Origin of the sequence: Pseudochrobactrum kiredjianiae, from assembly GCF_030362795.1 — a bacterium.
GTDB lineage: Bacteria > Pseudomonadota > Alphaproteobacteria > Rhizobiales > Rhizobiaceae > Pseudochrobactrum > Pseudochrobactrum kiredjianiae.
In genome coordinates, this window is record NZ_JAUCBM010000019.1 from 1 (window position 1) to 22287 (window position 22287).

Annotated in this window: 22 protein-coding genes; 13 read left to right on the top strand and 9 right to left on the bottom strand. The window is 49.7% G+C overall.

The window, feature by feature from the left end; all coding sequences use genetic code 11:
• A partial coding sequence (locus QUF18_RS18525) for an autotransporter family protein (protein ID WP_289388752.1) occupies positions 1 to 762 on the top strand: 762 nt, incomplete at its 5' end.
• A gap of 423 nt (positions 763 to 1185) precedes the next feature.
• Here the strand turns inward: QUF18_RS18525 and QUF18_RS18530 are convergent.
• Positions 1186 to 2454 carry a TetR/AcrR family transcriptional regulator gene (locus QUF18_RS18530; RefSeq protein ID WP_289388753.1) on the bottom strand — a complete coding sequence of 423 codons (1269 nt, stop codon included), beginning with the start codon at positions 2452 to 2454 and terminating at the stop codon, positions 1186 to 1188.
• Between the two features lie 218 nt (positions 2455 to 2672).
• Between QUF18_RS18530 and QUF18_RS18535 the strand changes: the two genes are divergently transcribed.
• The 8 genes from QUF18_RS18535 (at position 2673) to ppk2 (ending at position 9490) form a co-directional block, all read left to right on the top strand.
• A complete protein-coding gene (locus QUF18_RS18535; protein ID WP_289388754.1) occupies positions 2673 to 2969 on the top strand; it encodes an acyl-CoA dehydrogenase family protein in 297 nt (98 codons plus the stop codon).
• Positions 2970 to 3004: 35 nt separating this feature from the next.
• Positions 3005 to 3211: a hypothetical protein gene (locus QUF18_RS20435; protein ID WP_353074556.1), complete on the top strand. Its 207-nt coding sequence runs from the start codon at positions 3005 to 3007 to the stop codon at positions 3209 to 3211.
• Positions 3212 to 3249: 38 nt separating this feature from the next.
• Positions 3250 to 3915, top strand: a complete 666-nt coding sequence (locus QUF18_RS18545) for a thiolase family protein (RefSeq protein WP_289388756.1) — start codon at positions 3250 to 3252, stop codon at positions 3913 to 3915.
• A complete protein-coding gene (locus QUF18_RS18550; protein ID WP_289388757.1) occupies positions 3908 to 5092 on the top strand; it encodes an HlyD family secretion protein in 1185 nt (394 codons plus the stop codon). The genes QUF18_RS18545 and QUF18_RS18550 overlap by 8 nt, the downstream gene beginning before the upstream one ends.
• Positions 5093 to 5102: 10 nt before the next feature.
• Positions 5103 to 6647, top strand: a complete 1545-nt coding sequence (locus QUF18_RS18555; RefSeq protein ID WP_289388758.1) for a DHA2 family efflux MFS transporter permease subunit — start codon at positions 5103 to 5105, stop codon at positions 6645 to 6647.
• Positions 6647 to 6856: a hypothetical protein gene (locus QUF18_RS18560; RefSeq protein WP_289388759.1), complete on the top strand. Its 210-nt coding sequence runs from the start codon at positions 6647 to 6649 to the stop codon at positions 6854 to 6856. The genes QUF18_RS18555 and QUF18_RS18560 overlap by 1 nt, the downstream gene beginning before the upstream one ends.
• Before the next feature lie 254 nt (positions 6857 to 7110).
• Positions 7111 to 8400 carry an MFS transporter gene (locus tag QUF18_RS18565; protein WP_289388760.1) on the top strand — a complete coding sequence of 430 codons (1290 nt, stop codon included), beginning with the start codon at positions 7111 to 7113 and terminating at the stop codon, positions 8398 to 8400.
• A 226-nt stretch (positions 8401 to 8626) separates the two neighbouring features.
• On the top strand, positions 8627 to 9490 hold the full coding sequence (gene ppk2, locus QUF18_RS18570; RefSeq protein ID WP_289388761.1) for a polyphosphate kinase 2: 864 nt from the start codon (positions 8627 to 8629) through the stop codon (positions 9488 to 9490).
• Positions 9491 to 9563: 73 nt separating this feature from the next.
• On the opposite strand, the gene QUF18_RS18575 is transcribed toward ppk2, so the two are convergent.
• Genes QUF18_RS18575 through QUF18_RS18585 form a run of 3 tightly spaced genes read right to left on the bottom strand, consistent with a single transcriptional unit; the run spans position 9564 to position 11836 of the window.
• Positions 9564 to 10076: a methylated-DNA--[protein]-cysteine S-methyltransferase gene (locus QUF18_RS18575; protein WP_289388762.1), complete on the bottom strand. Its 513-nt coding sequence runs from the start codon at positions 10074 to 10076 to the stop codon at positions 9564 to 9566.
• A 44-nt stretch (positions 10077 to 10120) separates the two neighbouring features.
• Positions 10121 to 11161: an LLM class oxidoreductase gene (locus QUF18_RS18580; protein ID WP_289388763.1), complete on the bottom strand. Its 1041-nt coding sequence runs from the start codon at positions 11159 to 11161 to the stop codon at positions 10121 to 10123.
• A 51-nt stretch (positions 11162 to 11212) separates the two neighbouring features.
• On the bottom strand, positions 11213 to 11836 hold the full coding sequence (locus QUF18_RS18585) for a glutathione S-transferase family protein (protein WP_289388764.1): 624 nt from the start codon (positions 11834 to 11836) through the stop codon (positions 11213 to 11215).
• Between the two features lie 124 nt (positions 11837 to 11960).
• On the opposite strand from QUF18_RS18585, the gene QUF18_RS18590 reads away from it, so the two are divergent.
• Positions 11961 to 12854 carry a LysR substrate-binding domain-containing protein gene (locus QUF18_RS18590; RefSeq protein WP_289388765.1) on the top strand — a complete coding sequence of 298 codons (894 nt, stop codon included), beginning with the start codon at positions 11961 to 11963 and terminating at the stop codon, positions 12852 to 12854.
• Position 12855: 1 nt separating this feature from the next.
• Here QUF18_RS18590 and QUF18_RS18595 read toward each other — a convergent pair whose 3' ends face one another.
• From QUF18_RS18595 to QUF18_RS18605, 3 genes are all read right to left on the bottom strand, one after another.
• Entirely contained in the window at positions 12856 to 14508 is a 1653-nt protein-coding gene (locus QUF18_RS18595; protein WP_289388766.1) for an ABC transporter permease, read from the bottom strand.
• A gap of 152 nt (positions 14509 to 14660) precedes the next feature.
• Positions 14661 to 15683 carry a Fe(3+) ABC transporter substrate-binding protein gene (locus tag QUF18_RS18600; protein WP_374807197.1) on the bottom strand — a complete coding sequence of 341 codons (1023 nt, stop codon included), beginning with the start codon at positions 15681 to 15683 and terminating at the stop codon, positions 14661 to 14663.
• A 216-nt stretch (positions 15684 to 15899) separates the two neighbouring features.
• Positions 15900 to 16985, bottom strand: coding sequence for an ABC transporter ATP-binding protein (locus QUF18_RS18605; protein WP_289388767.1), 1086 nt, complete (start codon positions 16983 to 16985; stop codon positions 15900 to 15902).
• Between the two features lie 129 nt (positions 16986 to 17114).
• Between QUF18_RS18605 and QUF18_RS18610 the strand changes: the two genes are divergently transcribed.
• Both QUF18_RS18610 and QUF18_RS18615 read left to right on the top strand, forming a co-directional pair.
• Complete coding sequence (locus QUF18_RS18610) at positions 17115 to 17489, top strand: DUF488 domain-containing protein (RefSeq protein ID WP_353074554.1); 375 nt, start codon at positions 17115 to 17117, stop codon at positions 17487 to 17489.
• Positions 17490 to 17677: 188 nt separating this feature from the next.
• Positions 17678 to 18457, top strand: a complete 780-nt coding sequence (locus QUF18_RS18615; protein WP_289388768.1) for an acetoin reductase — start codon at positions 17678 to 17680, stop codon at positions 18455 to 18457.
• Between the two features lie 55 nt (positions 18458 to 18512).
• On the opposite strand, the gene QUF18_RS18620 is transcribed toward QUF18_RS18615, so the two are convergent.
• Both QUF18_RS18620 and QUF18_RS18625 read right to left on the bottom strand, forming a co-directional pair.
• Positions 18513 to 19409 (bottom strand): sugar kinase, encoded by an 897-nt coding sequence (locus QUF18_RS18620; protein ID WP_353074555.1) that lies wholly within the window; start codon positions 19407 to 19409, stop codon positions 18513 to 18515.
• A gap of 5 nt (positions 19410 to 19414) precedes the next feature.
• Positions 19415 to 20497, bottom strand: a complete 1083-nt coding sequence (locus QUF18_RS18625) for a D-TA family PLP-dependent enzyme (protein ID WP_289388769.1) — start codon at positions 20495 to 20497, stop codon at positions 19415 to 19417.
• Between the two features lie 217 nt (positions 20498 to 20714).
• Between QUF18_RS18625 and QUF18_RS18630 the strand changes: the two genes are divergently transcribed.
• Positions 20715 to 22244 (top strand): ABC transporter substrate-binding protein, encoded by a 1530-nt coding sequence (locus QUF18_RS18630; protein WP_374807196.1) that lies wholly within the window; start codon positions 20715 to 20717, stop codon positions 22242 to 22244.
• Positions 22245 to 22287 lie beyond the last annotated feature (43 nt).

The window sequence follows — 22287 nt, forward strand, 5'->3', positions numbered from 1 at the left end:
GATGTCGATACCTTTATCATGCAGGCCGGTGTTGACGGGCAGCTTTATGAAGGCGAAACCGGCAAACTCATCGGTGGTATCACCGGCCAATATGGCAAGGCGAATTCCAAAATCACTTCCGATCATGGTGATGGTAAAATCGATACCCATGGCTGGGGTCTTGGCGGCACGCTGACATGGTATGATGATAATGGTTTCTATGCTGACGCTCAGGCGCAAGCTATGTGGTATGACAGTGATCTCAACTCAACCACCGCCAATCAATCGCTGATCAACGGCAATAAGGGCTTCGGCTATGGTCTGAGCCTTGAAGGGGGCAAGCGCATTGATCTCGATGATAACTGGTCGCTGACACCACAGGCGCAACTGGTCTGGTCGTCGGTGAAGTTTGATACATTCACTGATGCATGGGAGGCATCTGTCTCCAATCGCAATGGTGATAGTCTCAATGCACGGCTGGGTCTCTCGGCGGATTACCGGAACGCTTGGGCAGCGAGCAGTGGCATGATCGCGCGTTCCCATCTCTATGGCATTGTTAATCTTTATCAGGAGTTCATGAGCGGCAACAAAGTCACGGTTGCTGACGTGGATTTCAGAAATGAGAATGACACGACATGGGGCGGGATCGGTGCTGGCGGTACTTACGCATGGGCGGATGATAAATATGCACTCTATGGTGAGGGTTCGCTTAACACTAGCCTCAGCAATTTTGCTGATAGCTATGCGGTCAAAGGCACTGTCGGCTTCAGGGTGAAGTGGTAAGTAGGCTCTCAGACGCAGGTGCTGTATAGCCAATGTGGCATCGTAACCTTAATTTTGGAACAAGCATGAAAGGCGATAATAAACTGTGGCTGAAGCTGCGTGGCTGTATTTCCGCTTTCGTTAAGCTCTCGCATGGTTGAGTATATGCTGGTTTATCAAGGATCGTCGTTGTCCATAAAACTGTGCACGAGTGGGCTGAAAAACTCGGACGAGAATATGCCTGAAATGTACGTAATATCAACACTATAGGAAGAATTACGTTTACACTCAGGTTGATATTACAGCGCACTTCTGATTGTCGGCCAAGAAAAACATAACCGCTTCCTGGTACGACAATGTTCGACCGGAGGCGGCATGCGAAATTTTTCATTTTTTAGCGAAAAAATAACTTACTAATCTTGCTAGAACAAGAAACTTTATATTTTACTCTTGGTCAAATATCCCGTTGCTTAGAGTTGTTGTATAAATTTTGATCATCTCCTCAATTGACTGCCCCTCACGCCATTGTTGCAATTCAGAAGCTGCATTGAGTGCCGATATAATCAGATGACTGGCAATCAATGGATCTATGCGCCGGATGGATCCTTCTTGAATACCTGTAACAAGTATTCCCATTATTGAGAGTGTTATCTGATGGGTTTTTTGAAGCGCTGCGTCGCGGATAGCAGGCGGCATAGATTGACAAGCAGTCACCCGAAGGAATGGAAAGACCTCATTGAATTGAATTGCCAATACCGAAGACAGAAGACTGGACAGTTGTTTCCATGGTGAATTGTGAGTGCCGGAAACTTTGGTATATAGAGAGGTCAAGCGGCTGTGGCTGATCTGCCAGCAAGCATTGATAAGATCATCTTTCGAGTCCAAATGATGATAAAAGCTTCCCTTCGTCCTTTTTAGTTCTGCCATAATTCTTGTCACAGAAGCACCGCGATAGCCGATATCATTGATAAGTTTTGTAGCGGCGCATAGAAAGCTTTCCTGCTCAACGGAACTCGCAATGGCATCCGGTTCTAAGAACAGTGCATTGTTCGAGGTGTGGAATTCCCATGCGAGACCTCCATCAAGTATATCAAGGAAACGCTGTCTGACATTGGGGAAATCCCCGATTGCAAATTGGCCAAGCCAGACATTTTGCCAGAACACTGCTTCTATCAAAATATGTGCACGAACCGTGAAAAGGCGTCTGTGATCCTCATCGGCAGCTGGGCCAAAGAAACTCCGGACTTCACGGAAGAAAATTCGATATTGCTCAAAAAGCCGAGCGCGTGCCGTTGCATCTATAGATCTTAGTTCGGACAGATTGGCAACTGGACGCCCCTCATTTTGCAAAGTGTCTGCGAAAGCGCATGAATAGAGATCAAGATAACGCGTGACGCGCTTTCTTGGGGTATTCTCCTGTCCTGCGCTCCGTGCCATGAGGGTTAGACGCTCAAGCGTGTCCTCGTAGATGGCTATTATCAGATGCTCCTTACGCCGGAAATAATAGGTCACAGCAGTCGTCTTTAAATCAAGAGCCTTGCCTACGTCGGCTAACGTCATCCCCTGAATGCCCTTCTCGTTGAGGAGTATGACGGCAGCGTCAAGAATGCGTTGTTTTTGCCGCTCATAGCGGGAGCAGTCGTAATTTGTGGCAAGCCCTTCTGTGAGGTCACGGCCAGCACCGGATGGCATTCTAGATGAACGGTTACACATGAGCTCTGCATTCCTCACGAAACAATAAGGCGGGCAAATATTTGGTATTGGCGAACACGCATTCTTATGCTTTGAATATCAGGTATGTAAAACATAAATTGAAATATAATATTGTTTTTAAGCATAATGCTATCAAATAACAACTTTTCACATATGCATTTCAAAAGAAAATCAATTTTTGAATATATAGTATTTATGGCAAAGGCTCAAGGAAAGTAATGATGGATTTCAAATTTACCGGGAAGCAGCAGTATTTTCAGGAGCAAGTGCGGGGCTTCATGACAACCAAAGTGCGCCCGCAGCTAGCTCAATATGCTCGCGAACTTGAGACCGGCGAACGCTGGACACCTCTGACAACAATTGAAGACCTGAAACCAAAGGCGAAGGTAGCAGGACTGTGGAACTTGTTTATGCCACCCCATTCGGGTCAACCGCAGATTGATGAAAGCTTTGTTTTTGAAGGCACCCAGCTCAACAATCTTGAATATGCGCTTTGTGCTGAGGAAGTGCCTTAGCTGCATTTGACGGTGATCGTTGCAAACGGGAGCGCATTGTCTCGGCAGCTAAATATACGATTGAACGTGTTGGCACACTGGTCACCGAAGAGGCCATTCAAATACATGGTGGTATCGTTATGATCTGGGAATTGCCGCTCTCACATTATGCCAAGCGGTTAACAATGATCAGTCATCAGTATGGCGATGAGGATCATCATCTCGACCGCTTTACTGCGTTGGCACATGCAATGAACGGTTAAATCCATCAGGAATTTCCCATTTCAGTCAGGAGAGAGATATGAGAGATGCCGTTATCGTATCTACCGCGCGCGCACCGATTGGCCGAGCCTATCGCGGTGCTTTTAATGCTACCCCGTCGCCCACACTTGCTGCACACGCAATCCGCGCGGCGGCGCGTTCAGGCATTGGTTCAACAGAGATTGATGATGTGATTATCGGCGCAGCGTTGCCGCAAGGCTTCCAGCAAACCATCGGCCGCACCGCCGCTCTTCGTGCCGGATTGCCGGTTACAGTCCCCGGCATGGTGCCGGACGTCTATATACAGATGCTGGAAACAGCTGAGATAGTCGCCAAGCGTTATGACATCAGGCGCGAGCGACAAGACACCTATACGCTGCGCTCACAACAACGCACGGCCAAAGCACAGGTGGTGAGCGTTTTCGATCGTGAGATTGTTCCCGTTGCCGCGACGATGTCCGTAACAGACAAAGCAAGTGGCGAGATATCTTTAAAAGATGTGACGCTTGGCAAGGATGAAGGTAACCGGCCTGACACGACGATCGACGGACTAAGCCCGCGCATCGACCGAATTTACGGTCTGGCTGATGCGGGAGCAGCAATCACACGACTAAGCAGCCGTTCTGCAATCGGCAAGGACGTCGAGCGTTTTACCGATACGAACAAAACCGGCTCACAAGATGAAAAAGAGTCTCATCATGACTGATACGAACAATATCGTGAAACATCCCGCAGTAGCAGATGAGAGCATATTGGAAGCAAGGCTGGATAGCCGTACGAATACAACGGCCAGAGTTTCCGATGATGCCGTATCTGAAACTATTTTGGGTGAAACCGAAATAGATCGTCGCAGATTGATCCGCCGCAAAGCAGGTTTTGCCCTGCTTCCGATTGCGCTGCTCATAGGCGGTTATTTTTACATTACCGGCGGACGATATATGTCGACTGACAATGCCTATGTTCAGGCCGATATGGTGGGCGTCTCTACTGATGTCTCGGGGTTGGTTACATCAATTAGCGTTCGTGAAAATGAACTGGTCAGAAAAGGACAGGTTTTATTCAGTTTGCGACCAGACAGTTTCCTTATAGCTGTAGCTGGTGCCAAAGCAGAGCTTGAGAACACGCGCAATAAAATCATCAGCCTTAAGGCTGAATATCAAAAGTCTCTAACGGCGACTAAACAAGCTGAAATCAACATTCCTTATTATGAAACAATATTTAAACGTCAGCAAAACCTCGTTGCGAGTCATACGACATCACACGCCATTTTTGATCAGGCACAACATGATATGGATGCGGCTCGCCAAATGGTTTCGGTCGCCAAAGCAGATGCGCAATTAGCACTTTCGCAACTAGGCGGCGATGTGAACCAACCTGTTGAACAAAATCCGCTTTATCAGGAAGCCAAAACCAAGGTGGATGAAGCGCAGCGTCAGCTTGATCATTCTGTTGTTCGCGCACCATTTGACGGGGTCGTTACCAATGTGAACTCTTTGCAGGTTGGCTCTTATCTGCAAGCCTCCCAACAGGCTTTTTCTTTGGTTTCATCCAACAATGTATGGATTGCTGCAAATCCGAAGGAAACAGAGCTGACGAATATCCAACCTGGTCAAAAGGTTGCAATATCGGTTGATACTTATCCCGGCATACAATGGGAAGGTATTGTGAGCAGCATCAGCCCTGCCTCCGGCTCAAGTTTCTCACTATTGCCTGCCCAAAACACATCAGGCAACTGGATCAAAGTGGTACAGCGCATTCCCATACGTGTTGCCATCAACAGTACTGATAGCAAGCCGATACTTCGCATAGGCATGAGCGCCAATCTGGAAGTCGATACCGGCCATTCACGGGGCTTGCCTTCTTTTATTACCAATATTTTTTGAAGTATTTGACATGTCAAACACTGCTGTTTCCCAACCTTTTATCATTGCGAATAGAGGCGCTATCAGTGCCTGCATTACTCTTGCGGTCATCATGCAGGCACTGGACACGACAATCGCAAATGTGGCTCTGCCCTATATTCAGGGTAGCGTCGCGGCGAGCGCCGATCAGATTAACTGGGTGCTGACATCCTATATAGTCGCTGCAGCTATCATGACGCCACCATCGGCATTTCTCGCCGCTAAATTTGGCCGCAAACGTGTTTTGCTGACAGCTATTGCCGGCTTTGTGGTTGCGTCTGTTTTATGTGGCTTGGCACAATCATTGCCGCAAATTGTAGGCTTTCGTTTGTTGCAAGGGCTTTTTGGTGCAGCGCTCATACCGCTGTCACAAGCGATCTTATTTGACATTTATTTGCCCGAAGAGCGTGGTCCGGCTATGGCGCTATTTGGGGTTGCAGTTATGGTGGGGCCGGTTCTCGGGCCTGTTATTGGCGGATGGCTCACCGATAAGATGAGTTGGCGTTGGGTTTTTTATATCAACGTACCTATCGGGGTTATTGCTTTCGCAGGCATTATGATCTTTGTAACAGAAACGAAAATCGACTTCTCGGCAAAGCTTGATTGGATTGGTTTTGGCTTGCTTAGTTTGGGGATCCTCACGCTACAGCTTTTTCTTGACAGAGGCGAGCAACTGGACTGGTTTTCTTCAAGCGAGATCGTAATTGAAGCAATCATTTGCGCCGCCGCATTCTATCTTCTGTTGATCCATACATTCACAACTAAAAACGCATTCGTCAGGCCGGAACTCTTTAAAGACCGTAATTTCGCGGTCAGTATATTATTCATCTTTATTATTGGTGTTACCTATCTGGCATCGCTTGCGTTAATGACACCCTATCTGCAAACATTAATGGGCTATCCGGTTACTACAGCAGGTATTGTCATGGGGCCACGCGGCGTGGGCACTATGGTCTGCATGCTTATTGTTGGCCGTTTGATAGGTCGGGTGGATACACGATACCTTTTATTAGCCGGGTTAGGTCTCACAGCCATTGCTATGTATGAGATGACAGGATGGACACCTGATGTTTCACAATGGACTATTGTTCGTGTTGGTTTCATTCAAGGGGCAGGTCTTGGTTTTCTTTTCGTGCCATTGACAACAGTTGCATTCGCAACCTTACCAGCACATCTTCGCGGGGATGGTACGGGGCTATATAATCTGTCACGAAATATAGGATCGAGTGTCGGTATTTCGATTGTGTCTGCGCTACTGACAGAAAATATTCAAGCTAACCATGCAGATATTGCAACTTACGTAACACCGTTCAATCATAATTTTGATGCTTCAGCGGCCGTCCAGTTTTTGAATCCTTTTAAGGCTGGCGGACGTGCGCTATTAGATGGTGTTATAACTGAGCAAGCGACCGTCATTTCTTATATTGACGACTTTAAGTTACTTATGTTGATGGCGTTACTGGCTATGCCGCTTGTCTTTTTGCTTCAGAAACCAAAGCATGGTCAGGAAATCGAGCATCATATTGCTATGGAATAATGATGATTATTATTGATGGCGAACGCTGCCGGAGGAAAATTCTAAGCCTCGCTCGCCGCCGTGCTGATGTGAATGATGTCATGGCAGATATGGCTGTGTCCGAAGAACAGGCATGCCAGATTCTCGGTCCACATCATCGCGATGCTGTATCACGCAGGCTCGATCCTAGCTGTCAAACGGGACATTCCTGGAATATTGAACGCTTATAAAAGCAGTGCTTGAAATTCACTGCACAGGGTTTATAAGCCAACGCCGAATCCTAATATTGTGGTTCAACATAACCCTGCCTTACTTTTCTAAACCATTTTTATTGTGCAACGATTTAAAGCACCGCATAGATCCGGATTGTTAGCAAAGCACCGCAGTTTTAAAAAATTGAAACTTGATTTCTCTCAATATGCGTATGGGCTGTGCTGATAACAGACTATAGTTTTAAGAGGATCAGGCCTGTTTCGAGGTCGCCATGTCTGCGCAACTGATAGCGATGATACTTGCCCCGCTTTTGGGATTGTTTATTGTCAGTATCGGCAACGGCTTCCTGTCATCATTGACGACCCTGCGCCTGGACACAGCGGGCGCTTCTGCAACCGTGGTTGGTCTTGTTTCTTCAGCGTATTTTATCGGGCTTACACTGGGAGCCGTTTTTCATGATCGCCTGATCGCCCGTATTGGTCACATCCGCGCTTATAGTAGCTTTGCATGCCTCATTACCGTGAGTGTGTTGCTGCAAGGCATGTATTTCGATGTCTGGTTTTGGTTCGCACTGCGTTTGCTCTATGGCTGGGCAGCGATTGGTATTTTTCTGGTTATTGAAAGCTGGTTGCTATTAGCCTCCGACCAAAAAATGCGTGGACGTATTTTGGCGCTGTATATGATTGCACTATACGGGTCGGGCATGCTGGGGCAAATCGCACTCGGTACGATTGACGCTTGGGGAGACGTCGCGCCGTTCATGGCCGCAGCCATACTGGCATCACTCTCTGTTCTTCCGATCGTGATTTTGCCAAGGGTCACGCCGGTTGTTGAGCGTGTTGAAGCGCTTAATCCTTTGGATTTGTTACGCATGACCCCGAGCGGTGTTATCGGTTGTTTCGGTTCGGGGATCGCTATCGCGGCAATATACGCGCTGTTACCACTTTATTTGCAGCGCACCGGACGTGATGTCGGCGAAATCGGTACAATGATGGCCAGTGTTATTCTGGGGGCTATGGTGCTGCAATATCCGGTCGGGCGATGGTCTGACCGGCAGGATCGCCGCATTGTGTTGATCACAATCAGTATTGCCTGCGTGGTATTATCCGCATTGATTATTGTGATACCGCCATCGTCACCTTTGCTGATTTTTGTGTTCTTTTTGCTGGGCGGCGCTATTTTTGCGATCTATCCTGTGGCAGTGAGCTTTGCGGCGGACAGCACATCAGCTGATGCGCTCGTGCGTATGATACAGGGGCTGCTGCTGATTAATTCTTTGGGATCTGCAATTAGTCCGCTTATTATCTCTCCGGTTATGGCCGCTATGGGCCCTGTCGGGCTTTTCTGGGCGCTCAGCATTCTCAATATTCTGATGGTGGGTTTCTTCGTTTGGAGGCGCGGTGCGCGTCCGGAATCAACCCCGACAGCGCCTTTTGCGCCCGCCACACCTTATTCACCTATTGGTGCAGAATTGCGTGTGACAGATGAAATGATCCAAGGGGCGATTGAGAACGATAAAAACGACACGGTTCGTGTAGTCTTGCCTGAGCAGCAAAACTGAAGCGAAGGCAATAGGGATGGTGTTGAATAAATCAGATATGCTGTGCTGCCTGATCAGTGCAGCATATGTGCATGTTTTCTAAATTAAAATGCCTGTCTTGCAGGATGCACTGCAAGAGTTAGAATAAGCACATTTATTGATGCTCTTTGAAGTATATGGCAATTTCTCGCTTTACCTGATGCCTGAAGGATAAGTACTATCGGCAGATCAGAGAGAGGATCTTGTTATGTGCGCTCATTCAAAAAGTGATAATAAAAAGAAGTTCGACATAAATGATCCGAAGCTGCCTGACTGGATTGAAGAGCAGGCGTTGCAATCAGGTGGTTATCCTTATCCGACAAAAATGAAATCGGGAGAATATCAGGAAACGCTGACCCGTTTACAAATTGAGCTGGTAAAGCTGCAAAGCTGGCTTCAGGCTACTGGCGGCCGAGTTGTATCTGTGTTTGAAGGACGCGACGCTGCCGGAAAAGGCGGGACTATTTTTACTCTGCGTGAATTTATGAACCCGCGTACCGCACGGAATGTGGCCTTAACTAAGCCGACCGAAACGGAAAGAGGCCAGTGGTATTTTCAGCGGTATGTTGCACATTTTCCGACTGCCGGTGAATTCGTAACCTTTGACCGTTCTTGGTATAACCGTGCGGGTGTGGAAACGGTTATGGGTTTTTGTACACCCGCTCAGCTTGAAACGTTTTTGGTCGAGACACCGGATTTCGAGCGTATGATTGTGACGGATGGCATTCATCTGTTCAAATTCTGGCTCGATATCGGACAGGAAATGCAATTGAAACGCTTCCACGAGCGTCGTCACAGCCCGCTCAAGCACTGGAAATTTTCACCTATGGATGTGGAGGGTATTTCGCGTTGGGATGATTACTCAGCAGCACTTCACGTTATGCTTGAGCGCACAGACACCGGTTATGCCCCGTGGACGATCATTCGCGCTAACGATAAAAGACGTGCCCGTCTGGCAGCAATCCGCCGGATCTTGCTGACTTTGCCTTATGAGGGGCGGGACCTGGCTGCAATTGGTTCAGAAGACCAGTCTATCATTGGACGTGGTCCGGAGTTTTTATCAAGTGAGTAGACAGTTTTGCTCCGGTGGCACGAGCCGAAGCAGAAATTGCAATGCTGAAAACCGCACATCAGATGAAGAGGCGTCAGAACAAACGTGCCTGAAAACTGTAGCCTTCGAGCTGTAGCAATGCTTCTTTTTTATCGAGGCCGCCGCTATAGCCGGTGAGTTTACCATTGGCTCCGATCACCCGATGGCATGGCACAATGATGGAAATCGGATTGATGGCGTTCACACGGCCATAGGCGCGTGCGGAGCTTTTATGATCCGTACGCTTTGCCAGTTCGCCATAGGTTGTAACCGTGCCGTAGGGCACTTTGGCCAGTTCCAGCCATGCGGCTTTCAAAAACGGTGTGCCAATTGGTGCCAGTGGCAGATCAAAAACGCGCCTTTCGCGGGCAAAATATTGGTGCAACTGCTCGGCAACATGCAACACGGCCTGATCGTCGTGTCGCGTAACCGGTATTTGTGTTTGCGGCGGATGCACCCGACGATCATTATCAAAATCAAGCCGCATGACAGCCCCGTGATCGTTGACGATTGCGATCATAGTTCCGATCGGGGTTTCGATATTTCCTGAGTAGTACCGATCTGTCATGCTATGCTTGGCTCTTTTTGTTAAATTCCTATATCATCTGTATTTTACCATTTTATGGCAGAAGGTGCAGGGCCTTCCAGAGAGGGGAACAGCGGCAGAACTTCTTCCGCAAGTTCTTGTATAATCTCTGCCGACGGACGGGTCGCAAATTGCATGCCGAGTGCTGCGTGATTGACGCCAGCCTGTTGCCATTCTCCGAGCAGATCAATCAGCCCTTTACGTCCGGTTTTTAGTGTAAAGCCGCCATTGAGCGGTGTGCGCGGAAAATCTGGATCTTCCGTCAGTTCAATCCATTCATTGGTAACATGCGGGCGAAAGCCACCATCGGGCAAAGCATCACGCCAGCGCTTTATATTCTGTGCAAGGCGTTTAGGGCCTTCTGAATGATGCGTCGCTTGCGGATAAGTCAGCCAGCCATCGGCGTAGCGTGCAACCCATTCCGGCGTTTGGCGGCTGGAACCGGTGACCAATAAAGGGACACGTCCGAAAGGCGCTTTGGGCAAAAATTCAGCCTGCGTTATTTCTCCTAAAGGAGAGCGGATAGCAGGTGTTTTCTCTGCCAGCAGCTGACGGAAATAATGCACAGATTCCGCAAAGCGTTCGCCTCTGTTGTCCAGATCGAGACCATAAGCGGGAAACTCCACCGGTCTGTCGCCGGATGCTATGCCGAGCACAAGACGACCTCCCGATAGCTGGTCAATTGTTGTGGCAGCTTTTGCCAGATCAATCGGATGACGCAGCGAGAAAATCGCACTGCCGGTAGCCAGTGAAGTTCGGTTGGTGTGGGCTGCGAGATAAGCAAGATAAGTAAACGGATCAAAGACTTGCCCTGCATCACCAAAAGAAGGGTCGTATAGGGGAACATCCCGCACCCAGACGGAGGCAAATCCGCGTTCATCAATATCTTTAACAAGCGCGGTTTGTCCTTCGAGAACACGCATGTCCCCCTGATAAAAACGCAGCGGCAGGAAAATGCCGATTGTCAGCTGGTTTTCTGCAAACATTCGGCGATAACCCGGATGATGGGCAAATGCATCTGAAGATGCGCCCAGAGTGATTTCTGAAGCAGCTTGGTGAATAGTCATAGCTTGTCTTTCAATAAGGGGAGGATTGGGCAGGCAGAACAGGGAGAGGATTCAGGGGCCGGTTGCAGGCGCTGGCAATGCGATGCCGCGCTGCACGGACGGACGGGCAGCGATCCGCTGGTGCCATGCGGTCAGATGCGAGTATTGATCAAAACTGAACCCGCAAATCTGCGCGATATGTGTCCAGCCAAATGCCGCGATATCAGCAATGGAATAATCCGACCCAGCAAAATAGTCTGCTTCACGCAAGCGCTGATCGAGTACCCGATAAATATCGTCTGTCAGCTTTTGGTAACGGGCAATCGCTTCCGGCAGTTTGTTTTCGGCAAAGATTTCAAAATGCACACGCTGTCCAAAAACCGGTCCCATGCTGGACGCATGGAATTGCAGCCATTGCAGTGCCTGCCAGCGCTCTAGGAGTGATTGCGGTAAAAGCTGACCGGATTTTTCTGCGATATAGAGCAGGATTGCTGCGGATTCGAATAATGTTACGCCGGTTTCACTATCGGTTATGACCGGAATACGGCCATGCGGATTGAGTTTCAGGAATGCCGGCTGCCGGTGTTCACCCTGCTCAATCTGAATATGATGCAAGGTGTAGTCCAAGCCGGTTTCTTCAAGCACGATGGTTGCTTTGAAGCCATTTGGTGAAGAGTCTGTGTAGAGATCAATCATTTTTGCCTTGTGATATTGAAGAAGAAATTCTAAATTGATGATGCGTGATTAAATCCATAAATATCTTGTTATTATTGCTTTCAAAAATCATTCATTCTGATTTTGAATTTAGGAAATCTAAACTATGGGAAAAGTGTTGCCGCTTTTGGCTTTGCGGGCTTTTATCGAAACAGGACGCACCGGCAGCATTAAGAGTGCTGCGGAAGTGATGGGGGTTACCTCCGGTGCTGTCAGCCAGCAAATCCGCTTGCTGGAAGAGCGGACGGGGGTGAATTTGTTCCGGCGTACCCGTTACGGGGTGGAGCTGACTGAAGAGGGAACCAATGTATATCCGGCTTTGCTGCGGGCTTTCGCGCAGATCGAGGCAAGCCTGACCACTCTGGAAGCGAGCAGTCAGCGCCAGACTTTGACTGTCAGTACATTGCCGTCCTTTGCTGCCTCATGGCTGGTGCCGAGACTGGGACGGTTCATGGCGCAAAATCCGGAGATCGAAGTGCGGGTTGAGGCTTCATCCGGCCTGACCAATTTGCATGGCGGGCGGGTTGATATTGCTCTGCGGCACGGTCTTGGTAATTATCCGGATTATGAGGTGCAGCCATTAATGGCACCGGCACTGGTGCCGGTGATAAGCCCTGCTTTATTGGCGTCAGGGCCTGTCATTGAGCAACCGTCTGATTGTCTTGCCTATCCGTTGTTGCAGGATTCTGACCGTGCTGACTGGCGGTTATGGCTGACAGCATGCGGTATTGAAGCCACGCCGGAAGTGGAACGCGGCACGGCTTTTGACGAGGATTTTCTATTGCTGAAAGCGGCAGAAGCCGGACAGGGTATTGCGCTGATACGGGATATTTATGCCCAACCGGAGATCGCTGCCGGACGTCTGACCTTGGCGATTGACCGGCCATGGCCGACCCAATTTGCTTATTATATTCTGACTCTGCCGGAGAATACGCAAAAGCCTGCACTCAAATTGTTTATTGAATGGCTGCATCAGGAAGCAAGGACGAGTGAGGCGTGAGCTAGAGCTTACTCCCGACGCGGGATAGCACAATCACCGGTAAAATGCCGATTGCCACAATTGCCAGTGCGGCGAGAGAGGCTTCCTCATAAGTGCCGCGCGCGGCCTCACCGTAAAGGTGGGTTGCGAGCGTTTCAATATTGAGCGAGCGCAGCAATAGTGTGGCGGGCAGTTCTTTGACGCAATCGACAAAGACCAGCAGAGCCGCAGCGCTGAGTGCCGTTTTGGACAAAGGCAAATGGATGTGACGGAAGGTTCCGGTTGCTGTTTCACCTAATGTTCGAGATGCCTGATCATAGGTCACAGGAATACGGTTGAAACCTGCATCAATACTACCTGCAGAGATGGCTAAGAAGCGTACCAGATAGGCATAGATCAGCGCAGCGCCGGAGCCAAGCAGGAACAGGCTGACCGATACATTAAACCATGACATGGCGATCTGGCTGATAAAGCGATCCGCTGCGCCGGTTACAATGAGCACACCAATCGCGATCACCGTTCCGGGGGCTGCATAGCCCATGGTGGAGAAACGGAAGAACCATTGCGAGGCATTGCCCGGACGCAACCGGATGGCATAGGCAACGATCAGGCCGATGGTGAGCGTGACGATGGTCGCGATGGAAGCCAGCATCACCGTATTGATGATTTCATCGTAAAGGCGTGGCGAGATACCGGCAAAGCGTACGCGTTTCCATGCTTCCGTTGCCAGATAAATGGCAGGGAAAACGAAGCCAAGCAGAATTGGTGTGAGCCCGAGCAAAAACAGAATGCCGCCGCGTGCAGCACTGACTTTGTGCGGTGTGAATTGCTGACTGCGCTTGGCACTGGATGAAAAACGCTGTTTGCGCCGTGCCCAGCGCTCCAGCGAGACCAGACAAACAACAATCAGCAGCAACGCTAATGCAATCTGTGCTGCGCCGGGAAGATCAGAGCGCGTAATCCATGTTGTATAGATGGAAACGGTCAGTGTACGGATGCCAAGAAATTCTGCCGCACCGATATCATTCAGTGTTTCCATCAATGCGAGGCTGATACCGACTGCAATGGCGGGGCGTGCCATAGGTAGCGCCACACGCCAGAAAATTGCATTGCGCGTAACGCCCAAAGTGCGCGCGGCGTCGATCAATGACGAGGATTGTGTCAGAAACATCGCCCGTGTGGGGATGTAAACATAGGGATAAAGCACAAAGCCGAGCAGCAGAATACAGCCGGTCATGGAGCGGATATCCGGCAGGCGGAACTCGCGCGGGCTTGTATAGCCTAGCAAATCTCTTAATGCGCTTTGCACGGGGCCGATAGGATGCAGAATATCCAGATAGGCATAAGCAATAATATAGGTTGGCACTGCGAGCGGCAGTAAAAGCGCCCATTCCAGCAGCCTGCGTCCGCGAAAATCATAGGCTGTTACTAGCCATGCAGCGGATGTGCCGACGAGTGCAACAATGATGCCAGCGCCGGTCAGGAGGATGATCGTATCAACAAAAGCAACGGGTAATGTGGTGGCCAACAGGTGTGACCAGAGACCTTCAGAACCTTGTGCGGCTTGTAAAGCGAGTGCCAATACGGGCAGCAAGACCAGAATTGCACTGATAGCTGAAAGGCAGAGCCATAAAGATCCGGCACGGAACAACCGGCCTTTAGAATATGCTGGCATGGTAAGGCTCGCCATTATCCGGAGCGGTTCTGACAGAATGAAACGAAGACCGCTCAGTCGTTTTTATCAAGCAGCGCATCGAATCGATGGAATATCTGCTTTAGTACAAAAAACGCCGCTCTTCATCCTGAATGAAAAGCGGCGTTTGTTTGTTAGTTGTCGAAGCCGACTTTGTCGACCAACTCGCTGGCCTGTTTGCGATGGCTTACGATTTCTGTGAGCGGTGTCTTGTCGATGGTCAGCTCACCAAAGGATTTGACGATCGGATCAAGTGGCGCACCCGGCTTTACCGGATATTCGAAATTGGCTTCCGCATAGATCTTCTGAGCTTCGTCGGACACCAGATATTCGAGCAGTTTCACAGCAGCGTCTTTATTCTTGGCATGCTTGGCAAGCGAAGCGCCGCTGATATTGACCTGTGTGCCGCCTTCTTTGAAGGTCGGGAGGATCACTTTGATGCTTTCCGCCCATTTAACCTGTTCTTCGCCGCCCTTACCGGAGCGCATCAAACCGACATAGTAGGAATTGGCTACAGCGATATCGCAAATGCCGCCTGCAATGTCTTTGGCGCCGTCACGGTCACCGCCGGCAGCTTTACGCGCCAGATTGTCTTTAACGCCTTTGAGCCATTCTTCAGTTTTTTCCGCACCGTAATGGGCAATATAATCAGCGATCAGTGCTGTATTATACGGATGCTGACCGGCACGGATACAGATTTTGCCTTTCCATTTCGGATCGGACAGATCTTCATAATTCAGCGAAGAAACATCGAGATCTTTGGCTGCATAAACAACGCGGGCGCGCATTGAAAGAGCAAACCATTCGCCCTTGGCATCACGCAGCTGTGCCGGAATAGCATCTTCCAGAACTTTGGAAGAGACAGGCTGGGTCAGGCCCTTTTCTGTCAGGTCGATCAGATTACCCGCATCAACGGTCATCAGAATATCGGCCGGAGAGTTTTCGCCCTCAGTTGCAACACGTTCAGCCAAACCATCTTTCAGGAATACAGTATTCACCGTAATACCGCTGGAAGCCTTGAACGCATCAAGCAAAGGCTGGATCAGACCCGGTTCGCGCGTTGTGTAGATGTTGACTTCTTCAGCACTGGCAGCGCCGGCGAGCATGGTTCCGAAAGCTAAGGCGAGGCCAGCTTGCATGGTACGGGTTCTGGTCATCGTAGATCTTTCCTGAGTGAAAGTTGCAGGGGCAGAAAACATGATTAACGAAGTCAACTATTGGCGAAAAATCTGTGTGCGGTCAAGTCTTTGTGATCAGACTATGGCATGTCTCCCAAAAGTGGACACCGGTTTTGGGGCAAAGACATGCGTAGACACAAAAAGATAGAGCATTTCGAGTGTTTCACCTTAAATGTGAAATGCTCTATCGTAGGATCAGTCACGAAAGAAAAAGGCCTTATCAGTATCAAGACGCAGACGTATTGCACGAATTTCCGCAGGCAGACGTAAAGTTGTGCGGACACGTAAAGGAGCTGATTGGTCATCGGTATGAACCACCAGTTCCTCGGATTCACCTAAGAAGTGCCGCTCTGTGACAGCCCCCTTGATGGTATTGTGCAGGTCGCCATCATCGCTCACCGGATAAATATGGCTCGGGCGTAAATACATATGCACGGCACCATTTGTATTCTGCTGGTCTGTGAGCTCAAAACTACCAAGAGCGGTTTCAATCCGGCCGTCACGGATCGTGCCGGAAAGCGCATTGAAATTACAGAAAAAATCTGCCGTATAACGACCATTGGGCTGGTCATAAATTTCATGCGCCGTGCCCTGCTGAATAATACGCCCTGAGCGCATCAGCACGATGCGGTCACCGGCAGATAAAGCCTCTTCCGCATCATGGGTGACGATAATAACTGTCGTGCCTAATTTGCGCAGCAATGCGATTGTTTCACTGCGGACTTTTTGGCGTAATCCCTGATCCAGATTGGAAAAAGGTTCGTCCATCAGCAGGATATCCGGCGTTGGCGCAAGGGCACGTGCCAGTGCTACGCGTTGTTGCTCGCCACCTGACAGCATATGCGGATAACGCGCTGCCATATGGGACAGGCCAACCAGCTCCAGCAATTCATCAGCACGTGCTGAGGCGGTGGCGCGTGGCGTTTTACGCAGGCCGAATAAGATATTCTGTTTAACAGTCAGATGCGGGAATAGCGCATAATTTTGAAACACCACGCCGACGCGGCGTTGCTCGGGTTCAATAAAATGGGTGCCGTTGACAATAGGCTGACCGTTGATGAAAACCGACCCACTATCCGGCGTATCAATACCGGAAATCATTTTGAGCAAAGTGGTTTTACCGCAGCCGGAATGGCCGACAAGACAAATGATTTCACCCGAGGCGACAGAAAGCGAAATGTCTTGCAATGCGGTCGTGTCGTCAAAATGTCGGCTGACATTTGACACTTGCAGGGCTATTTTTCGGTTTTCAGTCTGTTCAGGCGTTATATTTGAATGCACTGTCTGCTCTGTCCGTTCTGGTTGTGCTATTGCTATAACACTGCTTCCTGAGTTGTACTATAAAAACCTGAGCCTTATCATCCTGTATCAAGAATATTCGTTGCAGCCATTAAAAAGTGAGACGGGACAGTGTTGAAGATTGCAGTCAAAAGGATTTATGATGCGCCATCGCCGAATGATGGTTTTCGCATTCTTGTCGACCGCATCTGGCCGCGCGGGGTGAGCAAGCAGGAAGCGGCTCTTGATCTCTGGTTGAAAGATATCGCACCGACGACAGAACTGCGGCAATGGTTGCATCATCAGACAGTTAGTGCAGAAGTCTGGCAGGTTTTTAAACAGCGCTATCATGATGAATTACAAAGCAATGGGCAGGCAGTAGAAGTGTTGCAAAGCCATTGTGCAGAACATCCGATAACCTTGCTCTACTCGGCCAGAGATACGGCGCATAACCATGCGCAGGTTCTGAAAGACTATATAGAAGAGCGGCAGGATAGGCGCCCATAAGGAAAATTTTTATTTTAGATGAAATAAATACAAATAAAATTGATTTTAATCAATGCATTAGTGAGATGATATTCTAAGCTGTATGATTATGTACGGTAGATTGATGGACAGAAGATGCCATATTAAAGTCGTGTATGGCAGCCATCTTTCGCCGGAGTTTTTGTGTTTCAAACGAAAAGGATATGGGTATGTCTGTTACCAATAAGGTTGCGTTAGTTACTGGTGCTGCTCAGGGTATTGGCCGTGGCATTGCTTTGCGTTTGGCCAAGGATGGTTTTGATCTGACCTTGGTTGATCTGAAAGAAGATAAGCTTGAAGAGGTCGCCAAAGAGATTTCGGCTTTGGGGCGCAGAGTGACTACTTTTGCTGCGGATGTCAGCAAGCGTGAGGATATTTACGCGGCGATTGATTATACCGAGAAAGAACTCGGTGGCTTTGACGTGATCGTCAACAATGCCGGTATTGCGCAGGTGAAGCCATTGGCTGAAGTCATGCCTGAAGAAGTTGACCGGATTTTCCGCATCAATGTGGATGGCGTGCTTTGGGGTATTCAGGCTGCTGCGGCAAAATTCAAACAGCGCGGACAAAAGGGCAAGATCATCAACGCTTCGTCGATTGCCGGTCATGATGGCTTCGCTATGCTTGGCGTTTATTCCGCAACCAAATTTGCGGTGCGAGCGCTGACACAGGCAGCAGCAAAGGAATATGCAAGCGCAGGAATTACCGTAAACGCCTATTGCCCGGGCATTGTCGGCACGGATATGTGGGTGGAAATCGACGAGCGCTTCTCTGAACTGACTGGCGCGCCAAAAGGCGAAACCTATAAGAAATTTGTTGAAGGTATTGCCCTTGGCCGTGCGCAGACACCGGATGATGTGGCAGCGCTGGTCTCGTTCTTTGCAGGGCCGGATTCCGATTACATTACCGGTCAGGCTGTTCTGACTGACGGTGGTATTGTTTATCGCTGATTATTACGTTTAATGAAAGGAAAGCCCGTCGGAATTTCCGGCGGGTTTTTTGTGTTTAGTCCACCAGTGCACCATAATGCTGAATGGTTTTTGCCGCGATCTGAGAGGCAAATTTTGCCGATGTAACGGCATCACCCGTATGGGCGAAATGCCCTAAGAATGAGCCATTGAAGCTGTCACCTGCGCCAGTTGTATCGATAATCTGTGGGACTGTTGTGGCTTTGACGGTCAATGGCTGGCCATCAAAATATCCCTCAATGTCGTCCGCACCATTTTTGACGATAATCCGGTTCAGACCGTAGCTGCGATAGCGATCAATTGTATCTGCAATAGTCAGATCACCGAAGTGGCTGGCTTCATCATCAAAGCTTGGCAGAACAAGATTGCTGACTTTGGCGCCGCGGATCAATTGTGCGCGCATATGATCCTGATCCGCCCAGAGGCGGGGACGGATATTGGGGTCAAAAGCAATGATCTTATCGGTATTGCGCGTTTCTTCCAGTACAGAGAGCAGATTGTCGGCACCATCACTTTCGAGAATTGCCAGCGTGATACCGGAGAAAATGATGATTTTTGACGCTTCGATTGCCTGCCGGAGCGCTGCTTTATCCTCTGCAAGTAAGCGTGCTGCAGAATGAGAACGCCAATAGGAAAAACTGCGCTCACCATGGTTGAGATGCACCATATAGAGGCCGGGCATGCGTGATGCATGGCGGCCTATATAGTCGGTTCCTATCTGTTTTTGTGCCATGAAAGCCAGCATGGCATCGGACATCGCATCCAGCCCGAGCTGGGTGAAATAGCTGACCTGCCATGCGGCAGGCAGCGCAGCGCGGGCATAATAGGCGGCATTTAAGGTGTCACCGGCAAAGCCCTGCCGTAAGGCGCCGTTGCCATCAGGTGCCAGCTCGACCATAGCCTCACCAATGGCGAGAAACTGTCCGCTCATCATCGACCTCAGACCAGCTTGCCACGGGCGGCAATCGGCCAGCTTTCCGTGACGATGCCGTTGCGCTGGATATAGACGCTGTCGAACATATTGGTAACGACGCAGACATGGTTGGGAATGATCCGCAGTTTATCGCCGACTTTGAGATTTATCGGCTGGTCGCTGACCAGACGACCATGCTCTTCCGACAATTGATCTATGCGGATATCATCGCGGCCAAGCACATGGCCATAGCCGGTCAGTCCCAGCAGATCGGACGTCAGTGTTTTGCTGCCAGCATCAATAATGGCTCTGTTTTCTGACGGTACGGACACAACGGTTGCCAATACAAAAAATGCACAATCATCATAGGTGCAGGCACCGCGCTCAACGAGCGAGCGATCGTTATAAATATAAGTGCCGGGGCGATATTCCGTGACGACCGGTGCCTCTGCTGCACTCATCATTGAAGGTGTGCCGCCGGAGGTGATGAGCGGCACAGCAATGCCGGATGCTTCGATCTGTTGTTTTGCCTGTGCCATGAAGTTTTCAACCGCTGCATGGGCATTCGCTGGAGGATAGGTCATCAGCCCACCAAATTGCAGCCCCGCAGCATCGTGAATGGCTCGTGCAAGTTCTGCGGCCGCTTCAGGCGATGCAACGCCGCAGCGGTCTGCGCCGGTATTGCATTCTACCAACACGGTTAGTGGCTGTTCTTCATTGGCAAAAGCCTGTGACAGACCGTTAATCACGGTCATATTATCTGCTACTACAGTTAGTTTTGTGCGGTGAGCCAATGCTTTGAGGCGATCAAGTTTTTCATGGCCTAAAATATTATAGGTAATCAGCAGGTCAGGCGAGCAGTCATAATTTTTTTGCAAACCATCAAGCATGGCTTCCGCTTCAGAGATTTTTTGGCAGGTGATGCCGCCTGCACCGGCTGCAAGCTGGGCATGCGCAAGCACAGGTAGTTTATGCGTCTTGATATGAGGGCGTACTCTGAAACCATTTTTGTCCGCATAAGATTGAAAGTTATGGATATTGCGCTCTGCGATATCCAGATCAACAACAATTGCCGGTGTGTTCAATTGGTCTGCAAGTTTTGGTTCCATTTTTCCTCACATATTCAGCGACCTTGTTTATTACCCTTTCAGACGTCAAAAAACGTGCCGGTCAGGCTGGCCGCCCCCTTGACAAGTTATGCATACTGTATTGAGATACGTCAATCCGGTAAAATAGACGAATGTCCATTATTTTGGACAAAATCAAAAGTCACACCGAGGAGGAGCCGCATCTGGGGTGCGGACATAACAATTGGGGGTTCATAAAATGCAGGCAATGAAACTGGCGCTGTTGATAAGTGCTGCGACAATCGCATTGATACCATCCGCATTCGCGCAGCAAAAAGGCGGCGTGCTGGATGTGGCGACAATTGGTGAGCCGCCGACACTGGATCCGATGGTCTCGACCGCTGATCTCGTTGGTATTGTCAGTCAGCATATGTTTGAAACGCTTTATACCTTTGACAAGGATTGGAAACCGGCGCCGCTTCTGGCTGCCAGCCTTCCGGAAATCTCTGCCGATGGTAAAACCTATCTGATTAAGCTGCGTGAGGGTGTTAAATTCCACGATGGTACAGACATGACATCGGAAGATGTTGTGGCATCGCTCAAGCGCTGGACAAGCTTAGCCTCGCGCGGCAAACAGGCGGCAACGCTGATTGAAGCCATTGAGCCGGTTGACGATTACAGCATTAAAATCACGCTGAAACAGCCTTATGCGCCGCTGACATCTCTGCTGGCTTTCAACAATTCCGCGGCTATTGTTCTGCCATCTGAAAAACAGGCCGAACCGATGACTGAATTTGTCGGCACCGGCCCTTACCAGTTTAAAGAACGCAAGCCGGATCAATATATTCAGCTGGTGCGTTATGACGGTTATAAATCGCAGGAAGGCGAGCCAAGCGGTTATGCAGGCAGCCGTCAGCAAAATCTTGATGAAATCCGGTTCGTGCCGGTGCCGGATGCCAATACCCGTGTAGAGGCAGCAGTTTCTGGCCAATATGGTTATGTGGATGCGTTGCCGGTTGAGGCTTTTGACCGTGTGTCCGGATCAGCGTCTTCGGATGCCGTGATGCTCAAGCCATTCGGCTGGCCGGTGTTCATTATGAATACTTCCAAAGGCATTGCCGCGAACCGTGATCTGCGTAAAGCCGTGCAGGTGGCGCTGAATAATGAGGATATGCTGACTGCTGCCTATGGCAGCAAGGATTTCTTCAGTGTTGAGCCGTCACTCTATCCGTCTCAGTTCATCTGGAATACCGATGCCGGTTCAGAAGGCAGCTATAATGTTGGCGATGCAGAAGCGGCAAAAGCCCTGCTGAAGACAGCCAATTATAATGGCGAGCCGCTGCGTATTCTCACCAGCCGGCAGTATGAATTCCATTATAAAATGGCACAGGTTGCCGCTGAATATCTGAAACTGGCCGGTTTCAAGGTTGATATGCAGGTGGTTGATTGGGCAACGCTGACCCAACGTCGTGCTGATCCTGCACTCTGGGATATTTATATTACCCATAGCCCATTTTTGCCGGAACCGGCGCTGATTGACCCGCTCTCTGTCAGTGCGCCGGGTAAATGGGATACGCCTGCCCGTGCCAAGGTGATGGATGCGTTTAATGCGGAGGCTGATCCGCAGAAGCGTGCGGCACTCTGGGCAGATGTGCAGAAAGTTGTGTTCGACGAAGTGCCGTTCATCAAGATCGGTAATTTCAACAATCTCTCTGCCAAATCCAAGAAACTGGATGGTGTGACACCGGCACCATGGCCTTATTTCTGGAATGCATCCGTTGAAAAATAAATAAGACCGGCCGCGTTTTCTCCGGAGGAGGAGAGGCGCGGCT

What these genes read in the sequence shown, in the direction of transcription:
- QUF18_RS18530 (WP_289388753.1), bottom strand. Translation starts at nt 2,454, where the DNA reads ATGTGTAACCGTTCATCTAGAATGCCATCCGGTGCTGGCCGTGACCTC.
- QUF18_RS18535 (WP_289388754.1), top strand. Translation starts at nt 2,673, where the DNA reads ATGATGGATTTCAAATTTACCGGGAAGCAGCAGTATTTTCAGGAGCAA.
- QUF18_RS18545 (WP_289388756.1), top strand. Translation starts at nt 3,250, where the DNA reads ATGAGAGATGCCGTTATCGTATCTACCGCGCGCGCACCGATTGGCCGA.
- QUF18_RS18550 (WP_289388757.1), top strand. Translation starts at nt 3,908, where the DNA reads ATGACTGATACGAACAATATCGTGAAACATCCCGCAGTAGCAGATGAG.
- QUF18_RS18555 (WP_289388758.1), top strand. Translation starts at nt 5,103, where the DNA reads ATGTCAAACACTGCTGTTTCCCAACCTTTTATCATTGCGAATAGAGGC.
- QUF18_RS18560 (WP_289388759.1), top strand. Translation starts at nt 6,647, where the DNA reads ATGATGATTATTATTGATGGCGAACGCTGCCGGAGGAAAATTCTAAGC.
- QUF18_RS18565 (WP_289388760.1), top strand. Translation starts at nt 7,111, where the DNA reads ATGTCTGCGCAACTGATAGCGATGATACTTGCCCCGCTTTTGGGATTG.
- ppk2 (WP_289388761.1), top strand. Translation starts at nt 8,627, where the DNA reads ATGTGCGCTCATTCAAAAAGTGATAATAAAAAGAAGTTCGACATAAAT.
- QUF18_RS18575 (WP_289388762.1), bottom strand. Translation starts at nt 10,076, where the DNA reads ATGACAGATCGGTACTACTCAGGAAATATCGAAACCCCGATCGGAACT.
- QUF18_RS18580 (WP_289388763.1), bottom strand. Translation starts at nt 11,161, where the DNA reads ATGACTATTCACCAAGCTGCTTCAGAAATCACTCTGGGCGCATCTTCA.
- QUF18_RS18585 (WP_289388764.1), bottom strand. Translation starts at nt 11,836, where the DNA reads ATGATTGATCTCTACACAGACTCTTCACCAAATGGCTTCAAAGCAACC.
- QUF18_RS18590 (WP_289388765.1), top strand. Translation starts at nt 11,961, where the DNA reads ATGGGAAAAGTGTTGCCGCTTTTGGCTTTGCGGGCTTTTATCGAAACA.
- QUF18_RS18595 (WP_289388766.1), bottom strand. Translation starts at nt 14,508, where the DNA reads ATGCCAGCATATTCTAAAGGCCGGTTGTTCCGTGCCGGATCTTTATGG.
- QUF18_RS18600 (WP_374807197.1), bottom strand. Translation starts at nt 15,683, where the DNA reads ATGACCAGAACCCGTACCATGCAAGCTGGCCTCGCCTTAGCTTTCGGA.
- QUF18_RS18615 (WP_289388768.1), top strand. Translation starts at nt 17,678, where the DNA reads ATGTCTGTTACCAATAAGGTTGCGTTAGTTACTGGTGCTGCTCAGGGT.
- QUF18_RS18620 (WP_353074555.1), bottom strand. Translation starts at nt 19,409, where the DNA reads ATGATGAGCGGACAGTTTCTCGCCATTGGTGAGGCTATGGTCGAGCTG.
- QUF18_RS18625 (WP_289388769.1), bottom strand. Translation starts at nt 20,497, where the DNA reads ATGGAACCAAAACTTGCAGACCAATTGAACACACCGGCAATTGTTGTT.
- QUF18_RS18630 (WP_374807196.1), top strand. Translation starts at nt 20,715, where the DNA reads ATGCAGGCAATGAAACTGGCGCTGTTGATAAGTGCTGCGACAATCGCA.